The sequence below is a fragment of the Pseudomonas sp. ERMR1:02 genome (assembly GCF_002277815.1).
Classification (GTDB): domain Bacteria; phylum Pseudomonadota; class Gammaproteobacteria; order Pseudomonadales; family Pseudomonadaceae; genus Aquipseudomonas.
On the sequence record NZ_NKJI01000010.1, the window covers coordinates 36873 to 56339 of the forward strand.

At 55.4% G+C, this 19467-nt stretch carries 16 protein-coding genes and 4 pseudogenes; 6 read left to right on the top strand and 14 right to left on the bottom strand.

Going from position 1 to position 19467, the window contains the following annotated elements; genetic code table 11:
- Nucleotides 1–38 precede the first annotated feature (38 nt).
- From CES87_RS18430 to CES87_RS18450, 5 genes are all read right to left on the bottom strand, one after another.
- Nucleotides 39–704: a DsbA family protein gene (locus CES87_RS18430; RefSeq protein WP_128607246.1), complete on the bottom strand. Its 666-nt coding sequence runs from the start codon at nucleotides 702–704 to the stop codon at nucleotides 39–41.
- Between the two features lie 31 nt (nucleotides 705–735).
- Nucleotides 736–1878 (bottom strand): FAD binding domain-containing protein, encoded by a 1143-nt coding sequence (locus tag CES87_RS18435; protein WP_128607247.1) that lies wholly within the window; start codon nucleotides 1876–1878, stop codon nucleotides 736–738.
- A gap of 53 nt (nucleotides 1879–1931) precedes the next feature.
- On the bottom strand, nucleotides 1932–3044 hold the full coding sequence (locus CES87_RS18440; RefSeq protein ID WP_128607248.1) for an alkene reductase: 1113 nt from the start codon (nucleotides 3042–3044) through the stop codon (nucleotides 1932–1934).
- 37 nt (nucleotides 3045–3081) lie between these two features.
- Entirely contained in the window at nucleotides 3082–3726 is a 645-nt protein-coding gene (locus CES87_RS18445) for a DsbA family oxidoreductase (RefSeq protein WP_128607249.1), read from the bottom strand.
- 112 nt (nucleotides 3727–3838) lie between these two features.
- Nucleotides 3839–4756, bottom strand: coding sequence for a LysR family transcriptional regulator (locus tag CES87_RS18450; protein ID WP_128607250.1), 918 nt, complete (start codon nucleotides 4754–4756; stop codon nucleotides 3839–3841).
- 244 nt (nucleotides 4757–5000) lie between these two features.
- On the opposite strand from CES87_RS18450, the gene CES87_RS18455 reads away from it, so the two are divergent.
- From CES87_RS18455 to CES87_RS18465, 3 genes are read left to right on the top strand one after another with little or no spacing between them, the layout of a single operon-like run.
- The gene (locus tag CES87_RS18455; RefSeq protein ID WP_128607251.1) at nucleotides 5001–6275 is read left to right on the top strand and encodes a cytochrome c; all 1275 of its coding nucleotides are present in this window, start codon (nucleotides 5001–5003) and stop codon (nucleotides 6273–6275) included.
- The gene (locus CES87_RS18460) at nucleotides 6272–6736 is read left to right on the top strand and encodes a (2Fe-2S)-binding protein (RefSeq protein ID WP_128607252.1); all 465 of its coding nucleotides are present in this window, start codon (nucleotides 6272–6274) and stop codon (nucleotides 6734–6736) included. Before CES87_RS18455 ends, CES87_RS18460 begins: the two co-directional genes overlap by 4 nt.
- The gene (locus CES87_RS18465; RefSeq protein WP_128607253.1) at nucleotides 6733–8988 is read left to right on the top strand and encodes a molybdopterin cofactor-binding domain-containing protein; all 2256 of its coding nucleotides are present in this window, start codon (nucleotides 6733–6735) and stop codon (nucleotides 8986–8988) included. Before CES87_RS18460 ends, CES87_RS18465 begins: the two co-directional genes overlap by 4 nt.
- Before the next feature lie 239 nt (nucleotides 8989–9227).
- Here the strand turns inward: CES87_RS18465 and CES87_RS18470 are convergent, their stop codons facing one another.
- From CES87_RS18470 to CES87_RS18505, 9 genes and pseudogenes are all read right to left on the bottom strand, one after another.
- Nucleotides 9228–10565, bottom strand: coding sequence for an OprD family porin (locus CES87_RS18470; RefSeq protein WP_128607254.1), 1338 nt, complete (start codon nucleotides 10563–10565; stop codon nucleotides 9228–9230).
- Nucleotides 10566–10776: 211 nt separating this feature from the next.
- Nucleotides 10777–12431, bottom strand: a pseudogene (locus tag CES87_RS18475) (cation acetate symporter).
- Nucleotides 12428–12790, bottom strand: coding sequence for a DUF485 domain-containing protein (locus CES87_RS18480; protein ID WP_128607255.1), 363 nt, complete (start codon nucleotides 12788–12790; stop codon nucleotides 12428–12430). The pseudogene CES87_RS18475 and the gene CES87_RS18480 overlap by 4 nt, the downstream one beginning before the upstream one ends.
- A gap of 31 nt (nucleotides 12791–12821) precedes the next feature.
- Nucleotides 12822–13076 (bottom strand): hypothetical protein, encoded by a 255-nt coding sequence (locus tag CES87_RS33280; protein ID WP_256590986.1) that lies wholly within the window; start codon nucleotides 13074–13076, stop codon nucleotides 12822–12824.
- A 137-nt stretch (nucleotides 13077–13213) separates the two neighbouring features.
- A pseudogene (locus CES87_RS34385) lies at nucleotides 13214–13744 on the bottom strand (FAD-dependent oxidoreductase); the annotation flags it as partial.
- 292 nt (nucleotides 13745–14036) lie between these two features.
- On the bottom strand, nucleotides 14037–14519 hold the full coding sequence (locus CES87_RS18490; protein WP_128607256.1) for a VOC family protein: 483 nt from the start codon (nucleotides 14517–14519) through the stop codon (nucleotides 14037–14039).
- A 299-nt stretch (nucleotides 14520–14818) separates the two neighbouring features.
- Nucleotides 14819–15538, bottom strand: coding sequence for a TetR/AcrR family transcriptional regulator (locus tag CES87_RS18495; protein ID WP_128607257.1), 720 nt, complete (start codon nucleotides 15536–15538; stop codon nucleotides 14819–14821).
- A gap of 67 nt (nucleotides 15539–15605) precedes the next feature.
- A complete protein-coding gene (locus tag CES87_RS32645; protein ID WP_218196329.1) occupies nucleotides 15606–15749 on the bottom strand; it encodes a hypothetical protein in 144 nt (47 codons plus the stop codon).
- A gap of 128 nt (nucleotides 15750–15877) precedes the next feature.
- Nucleotides 15878–16795: a LysR family transcriptional regulator gene (locus tag CES87_RS18505; RefSeq protein WP_128607258.1), complete on the bottom strand. Its 918-nt coding sequence runs from the start codon at nucleotides 16793–16795 to the stop codon at nucleotides 15878–15880.
- A 355-nt stretch (nucleotides 16796–17150) separates the two neighbouring features.
- Between CES87_RS18505 and CES87_RS18510 the strand changes: the two genes are divergently transcribed.
- The 3 genes and pseudogenes from CES87_RS18510 to istA all read left to right on the top strand — a co-directional run bounded on the left by CES87_RS18510 (nucleotide 17151) and on the right by istA (nucleotide 19459).
- Entirely contained in the window at nucleotides 17151–17570 is a 420-nt protein-coding gene (locus CES87_RS18510) for a helix-turn-helix domain-containing protein (RefSeq protein ID WP_128607259.1), read from the top strand.
- Nucleotides 17571–17629: 59 nt separating this feature from the next.
- Nucleotides 17630–17812, top strand: a pseudogene (locus CES87_RS34390) (hypothetical protein); the annotation flags it as partial.
- A gap of 326 nt (nucleotides 17813–18138) precedes the next feature.
- Nucleotides 18139–19459 (top strand): annotated as a pseudogene (istA, locus tag CES87_RS18520) (IS21 family transposase).
- Nucleotides 19460–19467: the final 8 nt, after the last annotated feature.

A 19467-nucleotide genomic window follows, 5' to 3' on the forward strand; every position in this document is an offset into this window, starting at 1 on the left:
CGAACGCCCGAAGGCTTTAACGTGTGTCCAGCGTACTTTCACACGACCGCAGGCATGGATGAAGCATTCAAGCGGCTTTCAATGTCCGCTTTGAGCAACGCTGGTCGATTTAAATAATGCCCCACCGGAAGAGCCTCTAACTGACCATCGATTTCTAGCGCAAACGCCGGAAATCCTCGCGCGTGCAGTGCTTCGAGCATTTCATTGCTACGCTCGATATGAGCTTGCAAGGAGCTTTTAGTGACAGCATCAAAGGTCAGTATGAATGCTTCGCTTTCAAAACCTAGTTCTCTGGCTATTTCGAGAATCACAGCGTGATCAGCAATGGCTCGACCCTCCTGATAATAGGCGGTTTGCAAGCGTTTAAGCATTTCAATTCCGCGACCGGAAAGTTGTTGCGCCGTCAACATGGCTGCAATCGGGGGAGAAGAATCCAGCCGTACATCCTCATGCTCAAGTACGCCTTGGACATAGGCATCGGCAAAATTTTGTTTGCTGTATGCAGTAATTCGTGCCTCGTGAGGGCGAACAAAGTCACGCCATTCGGGAGATACAAATTTGCTTTTTTCACCAGACAGCATGCCCACCCCATGGGCTTGTATTTCCAGGCCAGGAACAGCAGTAGCTTCGGTGATCATCGGTGCTGCGCCATAGCACCAACCACAGAAGGGGTCGTAGACGTAGTGCAAGATTGCAATGCTCATTTCGATTTTTCCACAGTAATTAACAAGTGAATCAGGATTGGGTGATGCCCATGATCCGATTGCCCATACTCACGCCCCAATCACCCATGCGCTTGCCCTCGGAGAGTTGCTCTTGCTGCCAGACCACCAGGGCGGCATCGATGCCTCCTTTACCGTTGATTGCTTGAGCCAGGGACAGTGCATTTTGGGCTGCCTTGGCAGTGCTTCCGGCAGTGTGAGGGCGTGGCACAAAGGCGGCATCGCCAGTCAACAACACTCGGCCAAACACCATTCGGGGAACTCTGAGATCAAGGATCGCCTGCACGAAAATATCCGTTGTCTGGCGAATCAGTTCACGAAACGCGGGATTGGCATGCCGCTCGCCCATTTCTCGTATGTAAGCTTCCCTCTCAGCGGACAAAGCCCCCGGGGGGATGGAGTGGCTACGCCGTCGTCCATCATGATCAGTGAGTACAGCGTTAAGTTCTGGCCCTTGCGCAGCTTTCAGATACCAAAGCCAGTTGAACCGTCGCTCACCAGGTATAACGGAGCCATTCAATCCCGGCACCATGTATTCCAACATCAGCGATTCAGGATCCTGTTGAAATACAAAGTCCTCGTACAGCTGCGCTTTGGCGAAGTCTGGAAGTTCATTTTCATTAACTAGACCACGCCAAACCACATACCCGGAATAGGTATATTCCGCGCCGGGCAACACCAGACTTCGCACGGTTGAACCTGCGCCATCGGCGCCGATCAACAGGTCTCCTTCGGCGCTGCTGCCATCTGCAAAAATCGCAGTCACTCGTTGCTCATTTTGAGTCAAATCAACCAGCGTCTTACCACGGTGATAGCGCTCGGCAGGGAATGCCGAGATCAATGCGTTGTACAGAGTGTTCCAGGATGTCTGAGTTTGTGGCATCGGCTCTTTGTGCACGACTGTGCCAGCTCTATTCAAATACAGACGATCGTGGGAACGGACCCCCAGCGCATTTGTGTGCTTGATCCCCGCAAAGCGAAAATGCTGTAGAACATCCGCTTGCAGAACGTTGCCACCGCCACGGCTATCCATCGCCGCGGGGGATCGCTCGAAAACATCGACTTGCCAGCCAATCGCACGCAACGCCGTGGCGGTGAACAAACCACCCAGAGAACCACCAATGACCAAGGCCTTTGGAACGTCTGGACTTTTCATTACCTTTCTCCTTCTTGCGTGGTGATTTCCCAAGCCCTGGTTTGGACGTTGCGTTATGCCAGTGCCGGGTAGTCGATGTACCCCTTGGCGTCGCCGCCAAAAAAGCTGTTGCCGTCCGCCACGTTGAGTTCGTTACGGCCGCGCAAGCGAGCCGGCAAGTCGGGGTTGGCAATGAACGGGCGACCAAAAGCGATGAGATCGGCACGCCCCTGCGCGATGGCCTGTTCGGCCGTTTCGCCGGTGTAACCACCCGCCAGCATCAGAACGCCGTGGAAATCTGTACGCAGCTGCTTGATGATGGCGTCCCAGCGTGGATCGTTGCTTTCATCGAGCACTGTGCCGACCATCATCGGTTCTACCAAATGCAGGTAAGCGAGATTCCAGTGATTTAGCCGGGAGGCAATGTAGCCAAAAGTTTGTTCCGGGGTGTCATCGTCCATCCCCATGAAACGCCCCATCGGTGTCAGGCGCACACCAACGCGTTCGGCGCCCACTTCCGCAGTCACGGCTTCCACGACTTCAAGCAGTAGCCGCGCACGGTTTTCGATACTTCCACCGTAGCGGTCACTGCGCTGGTTGCTGGCGCTATTGATAAATTGGTCAAGCAAGTAGCCATTGCCCGCGTGAATTTCCACACCGTCCATACCGGCCAAAAGAGCATTGCGAGCGGCGTTGCGGAAGTCGGCAACGATCGCTTCGATCCCCGGAATGTCCAGCTCCTGAGGGACAGGTACGTCACCCCAGACTCCCTCACCCTTCTCATTAAGGATGAACGTCTTGCCGGGGACCGGCTGCGCGGTGGGTGCCACCGGCAGACCGCCGCCTGGTTGAAACACCGGGTGTGACACCCTCCCGACATGCCAGAGCTGCAGGAAGATGCGCCCGCCTTCTGTGTGCACGGCTTCGCTGACAGCCTTCCAGCCCTGAATCTGCTCGTCGCTATGAATGCCGGGCGTCCAGGCGTAGCCCTGGCCCTGCTGCGAAATCTGCGTAGCCTCGGTAATGATCAACGCAGCACCGGCACGCTGACGGTAGTACTCGACGTTCATCGGTGTCGGTACATTGCCTGGTTGCCCCGCCCGGGAGCGAGTCAGTGGGGCCATGGCGACGCGGTGAGCGAGGTTGAGCTGGCCGAGTTTGATTGGGCTGAACAAGTGATGGGGCATGATGGTTTCCTGAGTGGATAGGTATTGAAAAAGCGGCTCAGGCAGCCTGGCTGCGTCTGAGTATCTGGATCATTATTTCGGTGGGCTGAGCACCAGTAATCACGTCTTCTGCGATCTGAATATTCGGTACAGAGCGCACGCCGGAGGCCTTGGTTTTGGCTTCGAGCTTCAAGACTTCAGCAGTGCCTTCATCGGTGTTGAGAAAGTCGACAGTTGCCCTGCGGTCCTGCCCGGTTTCGGCAGCGATGTCGGCCAGCACATTGAGGTCGCCGATATCCCGCCCTTCGCCGAAGTACGCCTTGAAAATGGCCTTGACCAGGACGCAAGCGTCCCTACCCGCCTGTTGTTCTCGCCAAACCAGCCGATGCCCTGCCAGGGTATTGGGGGTTTTTTCGACTCGCTCATAATCGAACTCAAGACCGACAGCCTTGCCAGCGTGGGTGACCTGCGCGTCCATGGCCTGGCTACGCGCCCAACTGCCGAACTTGCCAGAGCGATAGGCTTTACGATCCATGCCTTGAGCAGGCATGTCCGGGTTCAACTGATAAGGCAGAAAAGTCACTTGCCGGTCAGTTGTAAAACCCGACGCGGCAAGCGCGCGTTCCAGATTCTCTTCACCGATCCAGCACCATGGGCAGATGAAGTCGTAAGTCACCTGAATATTGGATGAGTGCAAATTCATGACGGTCTCCGTGGTTGAATGTTTTCACATCCCCAAGGTAGGCGCCTGAACCCGGTCAGAGAATCCACCTGTTGCACAACGTAGCGTTTCGCCAAACGCAAAGATGGAGCGATCACCCCACGGGCTGACTTCCCGACCTGAGTAAATCGGTGAGGAAATCAATGAACGCATTAATACGTTTTGAGCCGCGATGATTGGGCAGGTAAAGGGCCGAGATCGCCGAACTCGCGCTGTTCGGATTGACAACAAAAGCGTCGAACAAGGAGGTCAGGCGACCGCTCTCGATGTCATCGTCGACCAGCCAGTCAGGTAACAGCGCCAGTCCGCAGCCCGCCAACACTACGTCCCGCAGGACCTCTGCATTGTTGCACTTCAATTGCCCATCGACGGGCACGCGAATCTCCTGGCCCTGCTGTGTAAATGTCCAGACCTGTTGCGGTGTGCCATAACTGAAGCACATGCACTCATGTTGCGTGAGGTCCATGGGCTGCTCGGGCAATCCTCGAGCGTTCAGGTACTCAGCACTGGCGACGACTCGGCGTCGAAAGCTACCGATACAGCGGCTGACCACAGTTTCCATCGCCGCTGGTGACCCCAGCCGAATCGATAGATCGATGCGTTCGCCGAGCAAATCGACGATGTCGTCAGATAGCGTCATATCCAGTACGAGCAATGGGTAACGCTCTAGAAGCGCGCAGATATGCGGGGCAATGAGGTGCTGCCCAAACGCCACGGGCACAGAAATACGCAGCTGTCCTGCGGGCATCTCACCCCGATCCGAGACCGACTCGTCCGCGTCAGCCATGGCGTTCAGAATTTTCCGGCTTTTCAGGTAGTAAGCAGTACCGGCATCCGTCAACGTGACTTGTCGTGTAGAGCGATTGAGCAGCACGGTACCGAGGTCATCCTCTAGCCTGTCGATCATTCGGGTCACTGAAGAAGTCGCCAGATTGAGTTGCCTGGCGGCAGAGGAAAAGCCCTTGGCGTCTACCGACTGGATGAACATTTTCAGCGCGAGCAGCTTATCCATTGAACCCCTTGCGTAGCATAGTTACGGTCCTTAAGGACCTATCCTTGGACATGGGCGCACGCTACGCGAGTTAACGGTTGTTAATTCTGCCGCCGTTGCGTCTGGCGCAATGTAGCGTTGCGCCTTGATGGGGTACTCCATCACAACCGCCCTCTCTAAGCTCACTCCATGGGAAATCGCCGTACGCCAATCGCACGCGGTGGATTGAAAAATCTGTCGTTATTTCTGCTCGAGAGGTAAGGCGATGAAGCGCAATACGATCATCGGTGCCGTTCTGGCGATCGGCGTCGTGGGGATAGGGTTTGCGTTCTGGATGATGTGGAGGCCGGAAATTGCCACTGTCAGCGAGCCCCGCCATGCAGGTCGCGAAACCCTGGAGAGTGGCCGCCGCATCGTCGAAGCGGGAGACTGTGCGGTCTGCCACACACGGCCAGGGGGCGCGTACATGGCAGGCGGTTTGCTGCTGGTAACGCCCTTCGGAACTCTCTTCACCACCAACATTACCCCCGACCCAGAAACCGGTATCGGTCAGTGGTCGCTGGACGCCTTTGAACGGGCCATGCGTGAAGGCATCGCGCGCGATGGCCATTTTCTCTATCCAGCCTTCCCCTACGTGCATTACCGAAAGATGAGCGGCGCCGATATTGCCGACGCCTATGCCTTCCTGATGAGCGTGGATCCGGTCAAATACACTGCACCGGAAAACCATATGGTCTTCCCCATGAACTTCCGTCCGCTGGTGTCTTTTTGGAACTTGCTGTTCCTGCATGGGGATCCGCTGGAGCCACTTCCCAACCGCTCAGCACAATGGAACCGCGGACGCTATCTGGTTGAGGGAACGGGACACTGCTCATCCTGCCATTCGCCCCTGAATCTGATTGGCGGGGAGAAAAGCAGTGAACTGTTCAACGGTGGCGTCGTCGACGGCTGGACGGCCCCTGCCCTGCGCGCAATGACCGAGGCGCAACAGCCCTGGAATGAAACCCAGCTGGTGGCCTATTTGAAGGGCGAGGTCGCCGAAGGACACGGCGCAGCGGCGGGCCCGATGTTGCCGGTGAGCCTGAGCATTGCGCAATTGCCAGCGCAAGACACCCACGCCATCGCGCAGTACATTCTCGACCTCAAAAAAACCTCATCGGATGCCACATCGCCGCCCTGCACCTCAGGGGCCAAGCCCAGCGCCAGAACGCTTCCGGGCGCCTCATTGTTCGAGGGGGCGTGCGCGAGTTGCCACGGCAGCGCGGCACCGATGCGCGTCATTGAATCAAGGCCGGCGCTGGCAAGCACTTCAGCGGTGATGGCGGATTCGCCACGCAATTTGATCCAGACCATCCTGCAGGGGATCCCGATGTCCGCCTCCGCTTCCAGCCACTACATGCCTGACTTCGCCCATAGTCTGGACGATGCCCATGTGGCTGCACTTGCCGAGTACCTGCGCAACGAAAGCTGTGCGACCAGACCCTGGACGGATCTCGACAAGACAATCAAAAGCATTCGGGCTCAGGAGCAGCAACCGTGATCACACTCGACATCAACGGCAAGACCCACGAACTGGACATCGAGGAGGACATGCCCCTGCTGTATGCCTTGCGCAACCAGGTGGGGCTCAATGGCGCCAAATACGGCTGCGGTTTGGGTCAGTGCGGCGCTTGCACAGTGTTAGTGAACGACAAACCGGTGTTCTCATGCCTGACACCGTGCGGTGCACTGGCGGGCAAATCGGTGCGCACCGTGGAGAGCCTGGGCAGCGCCGACCAACCGGGGCCGTTGCAGAAAGCCTTTATCGACGAACAGGCTGCCCAGTGTGGTTATTGCATCGCGGGGATGATCGTACGGGCACAGGCCCTGTTGGAGGCCAACCCTCATCCAGACGATGAAACGATCCGTCGCTACATGGCGCCCAACTTGTGTCGCTGCGGCACCCATGTGCGGATCCTCGCCGCGATCAAGTCGGTCGTTGCACAGGGAGGCAAGGTATGAAAAACCCCACGCAGAACATCAATCTGAGCCGTCGCGCCTTCGTGATAAATGGAGCGTTGGTGATGGGGTTCGCGATGCTTGCGGGTATTCCCCGGGCCTTCGCTGACACCGAAGTGGACACTTTGGGTACGGCAATTCTGGCGCCTGATCTGCCCGGCAGTCTGCGGGCCACGCCGTATCTGGACGCCTGGATCCGCATTGATGCGAAAGATGGCATCGCCGTCTACACCGGCAAAGTGGAACTGGGCACTGGCGTTAAAACTGCGCTCCTGCAGATCGCCGCCGAACGCCTGGAAGTGTCACCTGGTCTCATCCGTTTTCTCACTGCCGACACGGCGCTGACACCCAATGAAGGTTACACCGCCGGCAGCCATTCGATCGTCGACAGCGGCACTGCGTTGTTCAACGCCGCGTCCCAGGTGCGTCAACTGTTACTAGAGTCCGCGGCCAGGCAATGGCAGTGCAACATCGACAGCCTGAGCACGCGAGACGCCGTGATCCACGACGCTCAAGGCCGCAGCATGACCTACGCACAAGCGGTTGTCGGGGTTCAACTGCATCGCTTCGCATCGGCCAGCTCCCCTTTCAAACCAGCCGACAGCTTCACCCTTATCGGCACATCATTGCCTCGGCTGGACATCCCCGCCAAGGTCAGCGGCGGTGCAGCCTATGTGCAGGACATGCGCCTGCCCGATATGCTGCATGCCCGTGTGATACGTCCACCCCGACGCGGCAGCCAGTTACTGAACATCGACGAGACGGCCCTCAAGAAACTTCCCGGCGTGGTGAAACTGGTCCGCAACGGCAGCTACTTCGCCGTGGTCGCCACCGATGAATGGCTGGCAGTCAAAGCGATGCGCGAGGGCTACGCCACTGCCCGCTGGACAGAAGGTAATCCGCTACCCGACTCGACACACATCCATCAACTCCTCACCGAATTGCCGGCACGTCACTACCCGGTGAGCGCAAAAGGTGACCTCACGCAACCTGTGCCGCGCGCCTATAAAGCGCGGGTGACCAAGCAATACCTCATGCACGGATCCATCGGGCCGTCCTGTGCAGTGGCCTGGTTCAAGGATGGAACACTGACCGTCTGGACCCATACTCAAGGTGTCTATCCTCTGCGCACAGGCATCGCCGAGATGGTCGGCCTGCCGGTGCCCCAAGTGCGTTGCATCCACGCTGAAGGCTCCGGTTGCTATGGCCACAACGGGGCCGATGACGCCGCCGCCGATGCCGCGCTGATCGCCATGGCCATTCCTGGCAAGCCGATACGGGTGCAATGGATGCGCGAACAGGAAAATCTCTGGGAGCCCTACAGCTCGGCCATGCTTGCCGAAGTGGAAGCGGGACTGGACGACAGCGGGCATCTTCGTGACTGGAAATACGAACTCTGGAGTACTCCGCACAACGAACGTATCGTCAATGCCGGGCGCCTCTTGCCGGCGTGGTTGTTGGCCAACCCCTTCGCCCCGGCACCTTCAGTCCCGATCGCGCAACCCGAAGGTGACGGCGACCGTAACGCCGTTCCGTTGTATGAGATACCCAACCTTAAGGTCGATCTGAACTTTGTGCTGACCATGCCATTCAGGACCTCGGCCATGCGTTCGCTCGGGGCCCATATCAACGTGTTCGCCATCGAGAGCACCGTCGATGAACTGGCGGCTCGGGCCGCCTTGGACTCTGTGCAATTTCGCCTGAATCACTTGAGCGATTCACGAGCACGGGCGGTGGTGGAGCGCGTGGCCGCTGTGTTCCATTGGCCGCAAAAAGCAACGGGACCCGGCAGCGGAATCGGCTTCGCCTTCGCCCGCTATAAAAACATCATGGGCTACTGTGCGATCGCCGTGCAGTTGCATGTACAGCGCCAGACCGGGCAGATAACCATTGATCGCGTAGTCGCCGCCGTCGACGTGGGCCAAATTGTCAGCCCCGACGGGCTGCTTAATCAGATCCAGGGCGGCATCGTGCAGTCCGCCAGCTGGACGCTCTATGAACGAATCCTCTATGACGCCAGTGGCATGCACAGCTTTGACTGGAGCGGCTATCCGATCATGCGTTTTCCCGATTTGCCGCAACAGGTCGAGGTCCACATGATTGATCAGCCGGATCAGCCATTTCTCGGTGCTGCGGAAATCGTCCAGGGCCCCATGGCAGCAGCGCTGGGCAATGCCATCAACGATGCCACCGGCAAACGCTTGCTCGATCTGCCCCTGGCACGACGTGGCTGGCAGGATGTACTGGGGTCATGATCGATCCAGATTCAAAATAAAAAAAGGCGGTGAAGGATCACTTGCACCGCCCTACCCAATCAAGGGAAATGTATCTCTTCTATAAAACATGCCGTTGGAAGAGAACGACATGTACACGCAACACTCGTTAAAGAGCTGCCTGTCAGTTACAGCGGTCAGCCTAAAACAGCACTGACCCACCGAAGATGTCTTTCAGTTGGAAATATTGCTTACGCGAAGCGTAACCCTGCCGTTAAAAATCAAAACAGTGCCAATTGATAATTTATAATTACCCGGTTTTCATCTTGCTGGCGGGCGTTCGGTATATTATTTCGCACCATTGCATTCTTCCACATGACACTGAAACCTTTTAAGGGGCCTGATTGCACGACATAGGCTAGCGTTATGTCACGCTCCCATTCACTGGAATTACTGGAAGCAATAGTATTGATATCATCACCTTTAACGTAAACGACACCCGCTGTCGCACCTGGCAACCCTAGTTTCGCGAAGTCAAAAGAGTAGCGTGCTTGCCATGACTTCTCGCCGGCACGAACGAATTTCTGAACCTGCATTTCCGTGATGGTATAAGTGGTCGGGCCATCACCTTGGTTCAAATAGGGGAAATCACTTTTCCCATCGCTAACTTCATAGCCCGCTCCAAAAGTGTGACCGGCAACCGCATAAGTAAATAATCCGCTGAACAGATTATTGTCGACTTTACCCTTTAATACATTCCCGCCGTAGTAGCCTGTCGTGAAGTACGCAGGGTCATGGCCGTTTGCACCATCATCCCTGCTATTAAAGTATCGAAAATCGCTGGTCAGTGCGCCAGGACCAATTGCCCAGTTGTGAATCAGGCCGAGAAAGTTTTGCTTATAAAAATCTTTTAGATTGCCATAATAGTATTGCAAGGTTAGATCTTTGGTCGGTTTATAGTCGCCACCGGCATAGATAAATTTATTACTGAAGCGACCAGTGACGGCATTATTCGCGCCCGCGATGGACATGTTTTCATTGTTGCTGGAGTTACGCCCCTTCACCTCATCAATTTGCCCACCCACCAGGGTCAGATCTTTGATATCTGCCGAAGTAACCTGGGTTCCTTGCCAGGTTTGCGGCAACAAACGTCCATCATTGCTGAAGATCACCGGCAGTTTCGGGACCAACGTTCCGAGCTTCAGCTCGGTCTTGGATATTTTTACTTTGCCGGTCAAGCCCAGGTTGGAGAAATCGTCAACGGCATGATTGCCGTCGCTTGGAAATACAATGCCACCGAAGTTTGTACCCGTCGGATTGCCATGCTTGCTGGCGCTTGAGTCCAGCTTGACGCCCAACATACCCAACGCATCGACACCGAAACCTACAGGCCCCGGGGTGTAACCCGAAATGAATTCGAGCTGAAAGGCTTGCCCCCACTCAGCTTGATAACTCTGGTTGGCGGCTTTTTGAGCGGGTGTCGCTGAATCTCGGTAATCACTATTTATATAGAAGTTACGCAGTTTAAGCGCAGCTTTACTATCCTCGATGAAACCAGCCGAGTGGGCTTGCTGCGCCAATACACATAGGGCGGCTGCAACAGTCAAAATACATTTCATTGGCTCGCACTCAAGTTGAGATTATTATTTTTTGTATAAACTATTAAGCGACTTTCCAGGCGCAGAAATCCCGACTGCTTATGGTGCGCGAGAAGCGCACAGTCAAACCTACATTCGTTTATAAAATGAACTTCTCGCGACCAACTTTACAGGCGCTGCACTTTTACGCAGAAATACTATAATAATTTAATGCAGGCAGTTATTACCTGGTTCAATCCGCCTTCAACTGCGCCTTCCATGTTGCCGGTGTACCCAGTTCAGAATCGACCAGCTGGCTTTCGAATCGATTGCGCTCACCTATCGCACTGACCGAGCGATCAGTAATAGAGAACCAAAAGATACCGATAAATGCTACGGCCATGGAGAACAGGGCCGGGTATTCATACGGAAACCAGGCTTGCTGATTATGAAGAATCTTGACCCAAACCGTTGGACTGAGAATGCAAAGGGTAATGGCTGATACCAGCCCCAACGATCCACCAACCACGGCGCCGCGTGTCGTCAGGCCCTTCCAGTAAATCGACAATAACAGCACGGGAAAATTGGAACTCGCGGCGATGGAGAACGTTAAGCTCACAATAAATGCGATGTTCTGTTTTTCAAAAGCGATGGCCAATAGAATCGCCAACACACCCAACACGATGGTTGTAACGCGAGAGACGCGCATCTCTTCACGGTCGCTGGCGGTACCCCGGCGTAAGGCATGTGCATAGAGGTCATGGGAAACAGCAGACGAGCCTGCAAGGGTGAGCCCGGCCACCACCGCCAATATCGTCGAGAACGACACAGCACACATGAACCCCAGGAAAACATTACCGCCAACGTTGTGTGCGAGGTGAATCGCAACCATATTAACGCCGCCTAATATTCCACCTGATACATCGTGGTAATCGGGATTGCTGGCAACCAGGGCGATGGTGCCGAAGCCGATGATTACGATCAGGGCATACCCTACGCCGACAAGACCCGTGGCATAAAGAATACTTTGGCGCGCGGCCTTAACGTTACCGACAGTGAAAAACCGCATGAGAATATGTGGCAGGCCTGCCGTGCCGAAGACTAATGCCAATCCTAGTGAGATCGCAGATACCGGGTCGGTAATCAGCCCTCCTGGGCTCATGATTGCTACATGGGACGGATGAACCTGGGTAGCTTGAGTAAACAGCTGATTCAAACTGAATCCGAACCGGGATAGCACCATGAAAGCCATGAAGACGCATCCGGTCAGCAGTAAAACTGCCTTGATAATCTGAATCCAGGTGGTTGCTAGCATCCCGCCAAAGAAAACGTAGATCACCATCAGCGTACCAACGAGTAGCACAGCCGCGGTGTAATCGAAGCCGAACAGCAATTCCACCAGTTTTCCAGCGCCGACCAGCTGAGAAACCAGGTAAAGCAACACGATCACAATAGAACTGGAGGCCGAAAATGCTCGTATAGGTCGTTGTTTCAGCCGATAGGACAGCACGTCTGCCAGGGTGTAGCGCCCCAGATTTCGCAATGGCTCCGCAATCAGGAACAAAATGATCGGCCAGCTCGCAAGGAAGCCGATTGAGTAGATCAGTCCATCAAAACCACTGGTAAAAACCAGCGCGGAGATGCCCAGTAAAGACGCCGCGGACATATAATCCCCGGCGATGGCCCAACCATTTTGGAAGCCGGTAATTTTTCCCCTGCTGCATAGTGATCCGCCACGCTATTGTTTTTACGCGCCGCCCATCGTGTGACAAACAGAGTGAATATAACGAACGCTAAAAACATGCCGATCGCAATGGGATTATGCTTGTGTGCTACGCCAGGGGCGTCGGCCGCGTATACCGCTACCGGTGCAAGGACGGCAGAGAGTGCAATAAGTAGACGCTTCATTTGGTGAAGCTCCTGATGATTGTTTTTATTTTAGGGTCGTAGCAGGTGTTAGTGCGCCATACATAGACAGCAACGAGGAGAATCGTGAAGGCGAGCATTCCAAAGCCAATTGGCACGCCCCAGGTCATCGGTTGCCCTTCGGTGATCGGCGTACCCAAACGGGCAGGTATGAAGGCCAGAGAAAGAATAAAACCGAAATACACCGCCAGCATAAGAGCAGTCATACTCCACGAAAATATTCGTCGTTGTTTTACCAACGCACGAAACTCCGAATTTTCGAGAATCGGATTTTGAATAGCGACATTAACCTGCTCAGCGGACATGGCCGGGCCACCGTCTTGCGGATATGCATGTTCCATGGTTATCTCCTGCAAAGGGCTTGTGGCTGATTTAAAACTTCACGGGCACTGCAGTCTCACGCATCACGGCTTCCGGGGTCCGATACAACTCCGCCATTTCGCGCTCTTCCTCGCTTTTCAGTTGCGCCTGCATATACGCACCGAGATGCCTGGCATGCTGAACAATCGACGCCCCGAAACGACAGCGTTGCTCGCTATAGTCCGCCAATGCCTCTTCAACAGACGGATGTCGCTCAAGTGCTTCCGTGATTGCCAAAGCATCACCGGCGGCTTTGGTAACACCCATCCCGCAATGAGGACGCGCCACAAATGCTGCATCGCCGAGCAAAGCAACACGTCCGAATTCATCTTTGGTACTTCCAGATCGTAAATTGGCTGGAATAACGGCTGAGCAGCTTTCTTTACGACTTCGGCAAACTGCGGTGCAAGCAAGGTCTCTGCGGACTTATACATAGTGTCGAGTACGTCACGGCGTATCAGTGCCGGAGGAATTCCGCCTTCAAATTGTTTACCGCTTTCATCCCTCAGCAGATCGCGCAGATCTTCGTCACCACTGGTGCGGTACCAGACAAAGTTATAGCGGCGTTCGCCTGCCAAGGTGCTGTTGGAGTTCCCTGCAACTGGATAACCTAAAATCTGCTCATGCGGGGGCAAACAAAACGCGAATTTATCGAAAAGTGCGGCGTGGGCAGCGTCAGACAAAGCACTTTCATCGACTAACCCGCGCCAGGCGATATAGCCTGCATATTGCAGCTGCACATCGGGTAAAAAATGTTGGCGAATCGTCGACCGAAACCCGTCAGCTGCAATAATGACGTCTGCTTGATGAGTCGTCCCATCGGCCAATGTAACGCTGGCATGGGTTCCAGTACTTTCGACCGACACGACACTGCCACCACAGCGATACAGTGAGTCTGGGAATGCGCAGCGAAGCACTTGGTACATCTTCCCCATGCCGTCAACGTTTGTGGAAGTGCGTTCTCAAGGACGACATCGCCGTCCTGGGCCAAAGTGACGCGCGAAAGCACATCGATACCTACAGATGCGTCGAGGGGAATTCCCGCTGCGGCCATCGCTTCGAACAGTTCAGGGTGTGTAACGATGCCTGCGCCACGTCCAGCGAGCTCATCCGGAACGCGCTCGAAGACCTCAACATCCCAACCTTTGCGTAACAGCATATTTGCTGCAAACAGACCACCCAGCGAGCCACCCACAACAATAGCGCGGCGCTTGTTCAAGGAATTAATCATGACTGCTCTCCCACAGTTGCGGCTGCATGGGCGGCATAAGAACCGACTGCTTCAATTTCGGAGGCTGGGAAGTTGAGCTCGATGGTGACACCAGAAGGATCTTCGATGAAGACTTGATGCAGGCCAAGGCTCGGGACGGTGCGATCGCGCCACGCAATCCCTTCGGCTTTGAAGACGCTCCAGAACTCAACCAAGCCTGTTACCAAAAAAGCAATGTGGTCAACGGTGCCAGTGCCTGTCAGCGGGATGTCTTTATCGCCGAGGTATTTCTTCAGACCTTCGGGGTTGGAAGGATCAATCCCGATAATGTGGACCGTACCGAAGTCCTCCTCATCCCCTCCCATGTACAACCAGACGCCGGGAAAATCGAATGGCGGCCGGTAGCCAGCGGTAAAACCGAGCACCCTTTCATAAAATCGACTGGACTTGTCCAGGTCGAACGACCGGATCGAGTAATGAGCGAGTTTCAAGACTTGCATGATGCCTCCAGCAGTTTTTGTATTTATTTATCAGTCGATAAACAATACGACCTGACATAATTGAAGTAAATAGCTGGAGGATCAAATTTTTGAGGATTGGCCTGAACCATGTCTTGGCATCGCCAAAAGAGGACAGGCTTCAGGCGTTGGGAACGGGCTTTTCAGGGCAGAATGGCCCGCGCACGCCCCTCATCACTCGCTCAGCTGAGGGCTGAAACAGGTGATGAGTGGTCGACAAAAAAGAGGGTCGAAGCAAAAAATCAAGAGGCAAGAAAGGTGAAAAATCGGATCGATGCCGATCAATTCAAGCGAGACTTCTCGTCGAGGTCGTTATCGACTTGCTGCAGTACGTGGGGACTGCCGTTAAGGAACGCATCAACCATCTGCTCGATCAGCGCATCAATGTCCTCCGTCACTGGAAGATCGTAAATCCATTTGCGCATGCCAATGTAGAAAATGCTGGCATGCAGGCTCCAGATCAGCTCAAGCTCTTTTTCATTGATCGTTTCACCTGAGGATGGCGCCAATCCATGCGCATGGCGAATTTCTGCAATGACAGGAATGAAGACTCGCTCACGCAATCTCGACAGATACCGGTCATTGATACCTGCACGTGTCAGCCCCGCGAATACAAAGATACGAATCCATTCTCGCCGCAGAATCACACCTGCGTATGAGGTATAGAAATGAACCAGGCGAGACTGAAGCGGTTGCGAGCGATCCTTGATCATCGTCTCCCACGAGCTATCCCACCGATAGACCTCGTCGTACACGCGGTCTATCAGAGCCTCTTTGCTAGGGAAATATCGATAGAGTAAAGGCTGGGTAACGTCCAGTTGTCGTGCCAGCTCACGGGTACTCCCCGAGAATCCGCACGTCGCAAAATGCTCAATGGCTTTCTGCACGATTTGCTTTTCCCGGACCTCAGGTGAAAGGCGTCGAGTCGTCAATTTGACGAGGTCTGCCGAGTCTGCTGATTCTCCCGACTTTTTCTCGCCGCAGTTTTTTGAGTCTTGCATAACGCCTCACTAGAGCTTCAAAGAGGCATCATACAAAACAAAAGAATGCACTGACTATGAACCACACCTATTTGGTCAGCCGGCTTTCAATATCCTTTTTGAACAAGGCTGGTCGGCTTAAATAATGCCCGATGGCCAGAACTGCCATTTGACCATCGATTTTTAGCGCGAATTCCGAAAAAAGGCCGCGCGCTTGCGGGACGTCGCGCATCCCGTTGCTTTCGCTCGATATGGTCCTGCAACGAGGACTCCATGATCGAGTCAAAGGTCGCCATAAACGCATTTGATTCAAACGCGGTAATCCTGGCTTCGTGAGGACGAGAAGCGGCGATAAGGTGTTCAACTCTCAGGCGAGCCGTCAGGCCCTAGTAGTTCGCTGATGAAATCGATAAACGCATTGACGCGTTTGGAGCCACGATGATTGGGAAGATACAGCGCAGAAATGGCCGAACTCGCATCGTTCGGATTGATAACAAAAGACTCGAACAATGAAGTCAGGCGACCGCTATCGATATCATCGTTGACGATCCAATCAGGTAACAGAGCCACCCCACCGCCGGCCAGTGAGACCTCACGCAAAACCTCCGCATTGTTGCTTTTAAAGCGACCCTCAATGGGCACTCGAGTCTCCTCACCGTCCTTTAAAAAAGTCCAGACCTGTTGCTTTGGGCTATAGCTGAAACGCACACATTCGTGCTGCATGAGCTCCATGGGATGTTCGGGGAAACCGCGTGCATTTAGATACTCGGCGCTGGCAACCACCTTGCGCCTGAAATGACCGACAGGACGACTGACGACACCATCCATTGCTGCTGCCGATCCCAATCGGATCGCTAGATCGACACGCTCCCCCAGCAATTCAACGATGTCGTCAGAAAGAGTCATGTCCAACACGAGTTGCGGATAACGCTTCAGAAGCGAGGCAATATGAGGCGCAATCAGACGACGTCCAAGCGCAACGGGTACGGAAATACGAAGATGCCCTGCGGGAACTTCCCCACGGTCGGTAATCGAGGCATCCGCCTCGGCTACGGCGCTCAATACCTCCCGCGCTTTCAAGTAGTAAGCGGCGCCGGCATCTGACAATGAGATTTGACGCGTAGAGCGGTTAAGGAGGACAGCGCCCAGTTCCGCCTCGAGCCCATCGATCATCCGAGTCACAGAAGACGTCGCCAGACCTAACTGTCGAGCGGCAGATGAAAAGCCCTTCGAATCCACAGCCTGTACGAACATCTTCAATGCGAGCAGCTTATCCATGACAGTCCTTGAATGAAATCAGTATGTTTCTAAGGGGGCACTAGTATGGAAACTTTATTACGCCACCTCCAAGCGGCCTCGACCGTTCATCTGTCCGCCGTTGATCGAGCCAAAAACGGCGGCCCGAAATGGTCCACCCCTATTGAGCCCATCTTGCCCGCACCCACCGGGCGCGGGCATGCAACGGTGTGCTGATTTGGCTGTAAAAGCACTGAATTAACAACGTTTAACTCGTTATCCGGTGGGGGGCGCCCAACAATAAAACCGTCTGCTTAGAGTTGTTCTTTCTCCAATGGGAATGCGCTGATCCTCCATGTAGTGCATCCGTGCATTCCCACCGACATGGATATTGGCCATGGCTCATTTACAGCAAAGCATCTTCCGTGCTCCCGCCAGCGAGCCACGCAAATCAGCCAGTGGGGGGCTCAGACCGCAGCGCGAACGGCTGGTGAAACAGCTGATCCTCGATCGTCTCGGCGACAGCCTGGAAGTGTCCGAACTGGCCCAGGCCTGTTCGTTGTCACGAAGTCATTTCTCCCGTGCCTTTAAGTGCAGCACCGGCTACTCGCCTAAAGACTGGATTCGCCGGCAACGCATCACCCGGGCCAAGCTGTTGATCCAGCACACGGACCTGAGCCTCACCCAAATCAGCCTGGAGTGCGGCTTCTGCGATCAGGTGCATTTCTGTCACATGTTTACCCGCAGCGAAGGTACAACTCCGTTTGCCTGGCGTTGCCGGACGGTCCGCTCCGTTGGCGACGCACATACCCCGTAGATACCCTGTTCACGGACAAGCTTTCGCGAGATGTTTTTCGCTGAATAGCTTGGCCGTTAGGCGGCATCGTGCAGTCGGCTAGCTGGACGATGTTTGAGAAGGTTGGCTACGACGCAGGAGGTGTGCGTAGCTACGATTGGAGCGGCTATCTAATCATGCGATTTCTACAACTGCCCAAGCATGTCGGAGTACATCTTCTCGACCAACCGGGAGAACCAATCCTCGGTGCGGCTGAAATTGTGTGCTTATCATGGAAAAGAGCGCACGGCATTATGAGTAAAGCTCGGATCAGCACCTACCCCCGGGTGAGCTGCTGGAAACGGGTTGACTTGATGCCCGAAGCCAACAATTAGCGATGTGCCGCTGGCTACGCTTTAAATACAGAAATGCGGATTCCACGGCCATCCGGCCACCTATTCCATGAACATCCGGCCACTGATTCCACGGTGATCCGGCCACCCGTTCCACGCTCATCCGGCCACCCTTAAAGCAGGCAGCAACGCAGGATTAATTCACTACCATCGACCTCTTTTATCGAAGCAGAGAGGTCGTCGTGGAGCGGTTATCCATGCGTAAGATTCGAGAAGTGCTACGTCTCAAATTCGAGGTCGGCCTATCTGCCCGCCAAGTCGCTGTCAGCTTGCAAGTGGGTCGAGCCAGCGTCGGTGAGTACCTCAATCGTTTTGCTGCCAGCGGCTGACTTGGCCCTCTGTGCTCACGGACGCCGAGTTGCAGCGGCGGCTTTTTCCACCGTCGCCCGCCGTTCCCAGCGATCAACGTCCGGTGCCTGACTGGGCATGGGCTCACGCCGAGTTGCGCCGCCCCGGCGTGACTCTGGCTTTGCTCTGGCAGGAATATCGACTCAGCCACCCACAAGGCTTCCAATACAGCTGGTTCTGCGAGCACTACCGCCTCTGGGCCGCGAAGGTCGACGTGGTCATGCGCCAGGAACATCGTGCCGGCGAAAAGCTATTTGTCGATTATGCCGGCCAGACCGTGCCGGTCATTGATCGGCGAACCGGCGAGATCCGCCAGACCCAGATCTTCGTCGCCGTCCTCGGCGCGTCCAGCTACACCTTCGCCGAGGCCACCTGGTCGCAGAAACTGCCCGACTGGCTGGGCTCGCACGTGCGCGGCTTCGCCTTTCTCGGCGGTACATCGCAGATCCTGGTACCGGACAATCTGCGCAGCGGCGTCACCAAGGCGCATCGCTACGAGCCCGACATCAACCCCAGTTACCGCGATCTCGCCGAGCATTACGGCGTAGCCGTACTGCCCGCGCGTTCGCGTAAACCCAAGGACAAAGCCAAGGTTGAAGTCGGCGTACAGGTAGTCGAGCGGTGGATCCTGGCGGTGCTGCGCAACCGCCAGTTCTTCTCCTTGACGGCCATTACTACTCGGTGCCGTACCAGTTGGTGAAGCACCAACTCGAAGTGCGGCTGACTGCGCAGACCGTCGAGTGCTTCCACGCCAACCAGCGCGTGGCCAGCCATCTGCGCTCAGCACATAGAGGCCGCCACACCACCCAAACCGAGCACATGCCCAAGAGCCACCGCGAACACGCCGAGTGGACGCCCCAGCGGCTGATCCGCTGGGCTGAGCAGACGGGCCCGAATACGGCCGGTGTCATCGCCTACATCCTCGAACGCCGAATCCATCCGCAGCACGGCTTCCGCGCCTGCTTGGGCATCCTGCGCCTGGGCAAACAGCACGGCGAAGAGCGGCTGGAAGCCGCTTGCCAGCGAGCGCTGGCACTGGGCACGTGCAGCTACAAAAGCCTGGAATCGATCCTGCGCCAAGGCTTGGAGCGGCTACCACTGGCCCAGCAAAACCTGCCGTTACTGCCCGAAGAACACATCAACCTGCGCGGCCCCGGCTACTACCACTGACCTGAAAA

What these genes read in the sequence shown, in the direction of transcription:
- CES87_RS18440 (WP_128607248.1), bottom strand. Translation starts at nt 3,044, where the DNA reads ATGCCCCATCACTTGTTCAGCCCAATCAAACTCGGCCAGCTCAACCTC.
- CES87_RS18480 (WP_128607255.1), bottom strand. Translation starts at nt 12,790, where the DNA reads ATGGAACATGCATATCCGCAAGACGGTGGCCCGGCCATGTCCGCTGAG.
- CES87_RS18490 (WP_128607256.1), bottom strand. Translation starts at nt 14,519, where the DNA reads ATGCAAGTCTTGAAACTCGCTCATTACTCGATCCGGTCGTTCGACCTG.
- CES87_RS18505 (WP_128607258.1), bottom strand. Translation starts at nt 16,795, where the DNA reads ATGGATAAGCTGCTCGCATTGAAGATGTTCGTACAGGCTGTGGATTCG.
- CES87_RS33280 (WP_256590986.1), bottom strand. Translation starts at nt 13,076, where the DNA reads ATGGGTGTTACCAAAGCCGCCGGTGATGCTTTGGCAATCACGGAAGCA.
- CES87_RS18465 (WP_128607253.1), top strand. Translation starts at nt 6,733, where the DNA reads ATGAAAAACCCCACGCAGAACATCAATCTGAGCCGTCGCGCCTTCGTG.
- CES87_RS18495 (WP_128607257.1), bottom strand. Translation starts at nt 15,538, where the DNA reads ATGCAAGACTCAAAAAACTGCGGCGAGAAAAAGTCGGGAGAATCAGCA.
- CES87_RS18455 (WP_128607251.1), top strand. Translation starts at nt 5,001, where the DNA reads ATGAAGCGCAATACGATCATCGGTGCCGTTCTGGCGATCGGCGTCGTG.
- CES87_RS18510 (WP_128607259.1), top strand. Translation starts at nt 17,151, where the DNA reads ATGGCTCATTTACAGCAAAGCATCTTCCGTGCTCCCGCCAGCGAGCCA.
- CES87_RS18435 (WP_128607247.1), bottom strand. Translation starts at nt 1,878, where the DNA reads ATGAAAAGTCCAGACGTTCCAAAGGCCTTGGTCATTGGTGGTTCTCTG.
- CES87_RS18430 (WP_128607246.1), bottom strand. Translation starts at nt 704, where the DNA reads ATGAGCATTGCAATCTTGCACTACGTCTACGACCCCTTCTGTGGTTGG.
- CES87_RS18470 (WP_128607254.1), bottom strand. Translation starts at nt 10,565, where the DNA reads ATGAAATGTATTTTGACTGTTGCAGCCGCCCTATGTGTATTGGCGCAG.
- CES87_RS18445 (WP_128607249.1), bottom strand. Translation starts at nt 3,726, where the DNA reads ATGAATTTGCACTCATCCAATATTCAGGTGACTTACGACTTCATCTGC.
- CES87_RS32645 (WP_218196329.1), bottom strand. Translation starts at nt 15,749, where the DNA reads ATGCGCGACGTCCCGCAAGCGCGCGGCCTTTTTTCGGAATTCGCGCTA.
- CES87_RS18450 (WP_128607250.1), bottom strand. Translation starts at nt 4,756, where the DNA reads ATGGATAAGCTGCTCGCGCTGAAAATGTTCATCCAGTCGGTAGACGCC.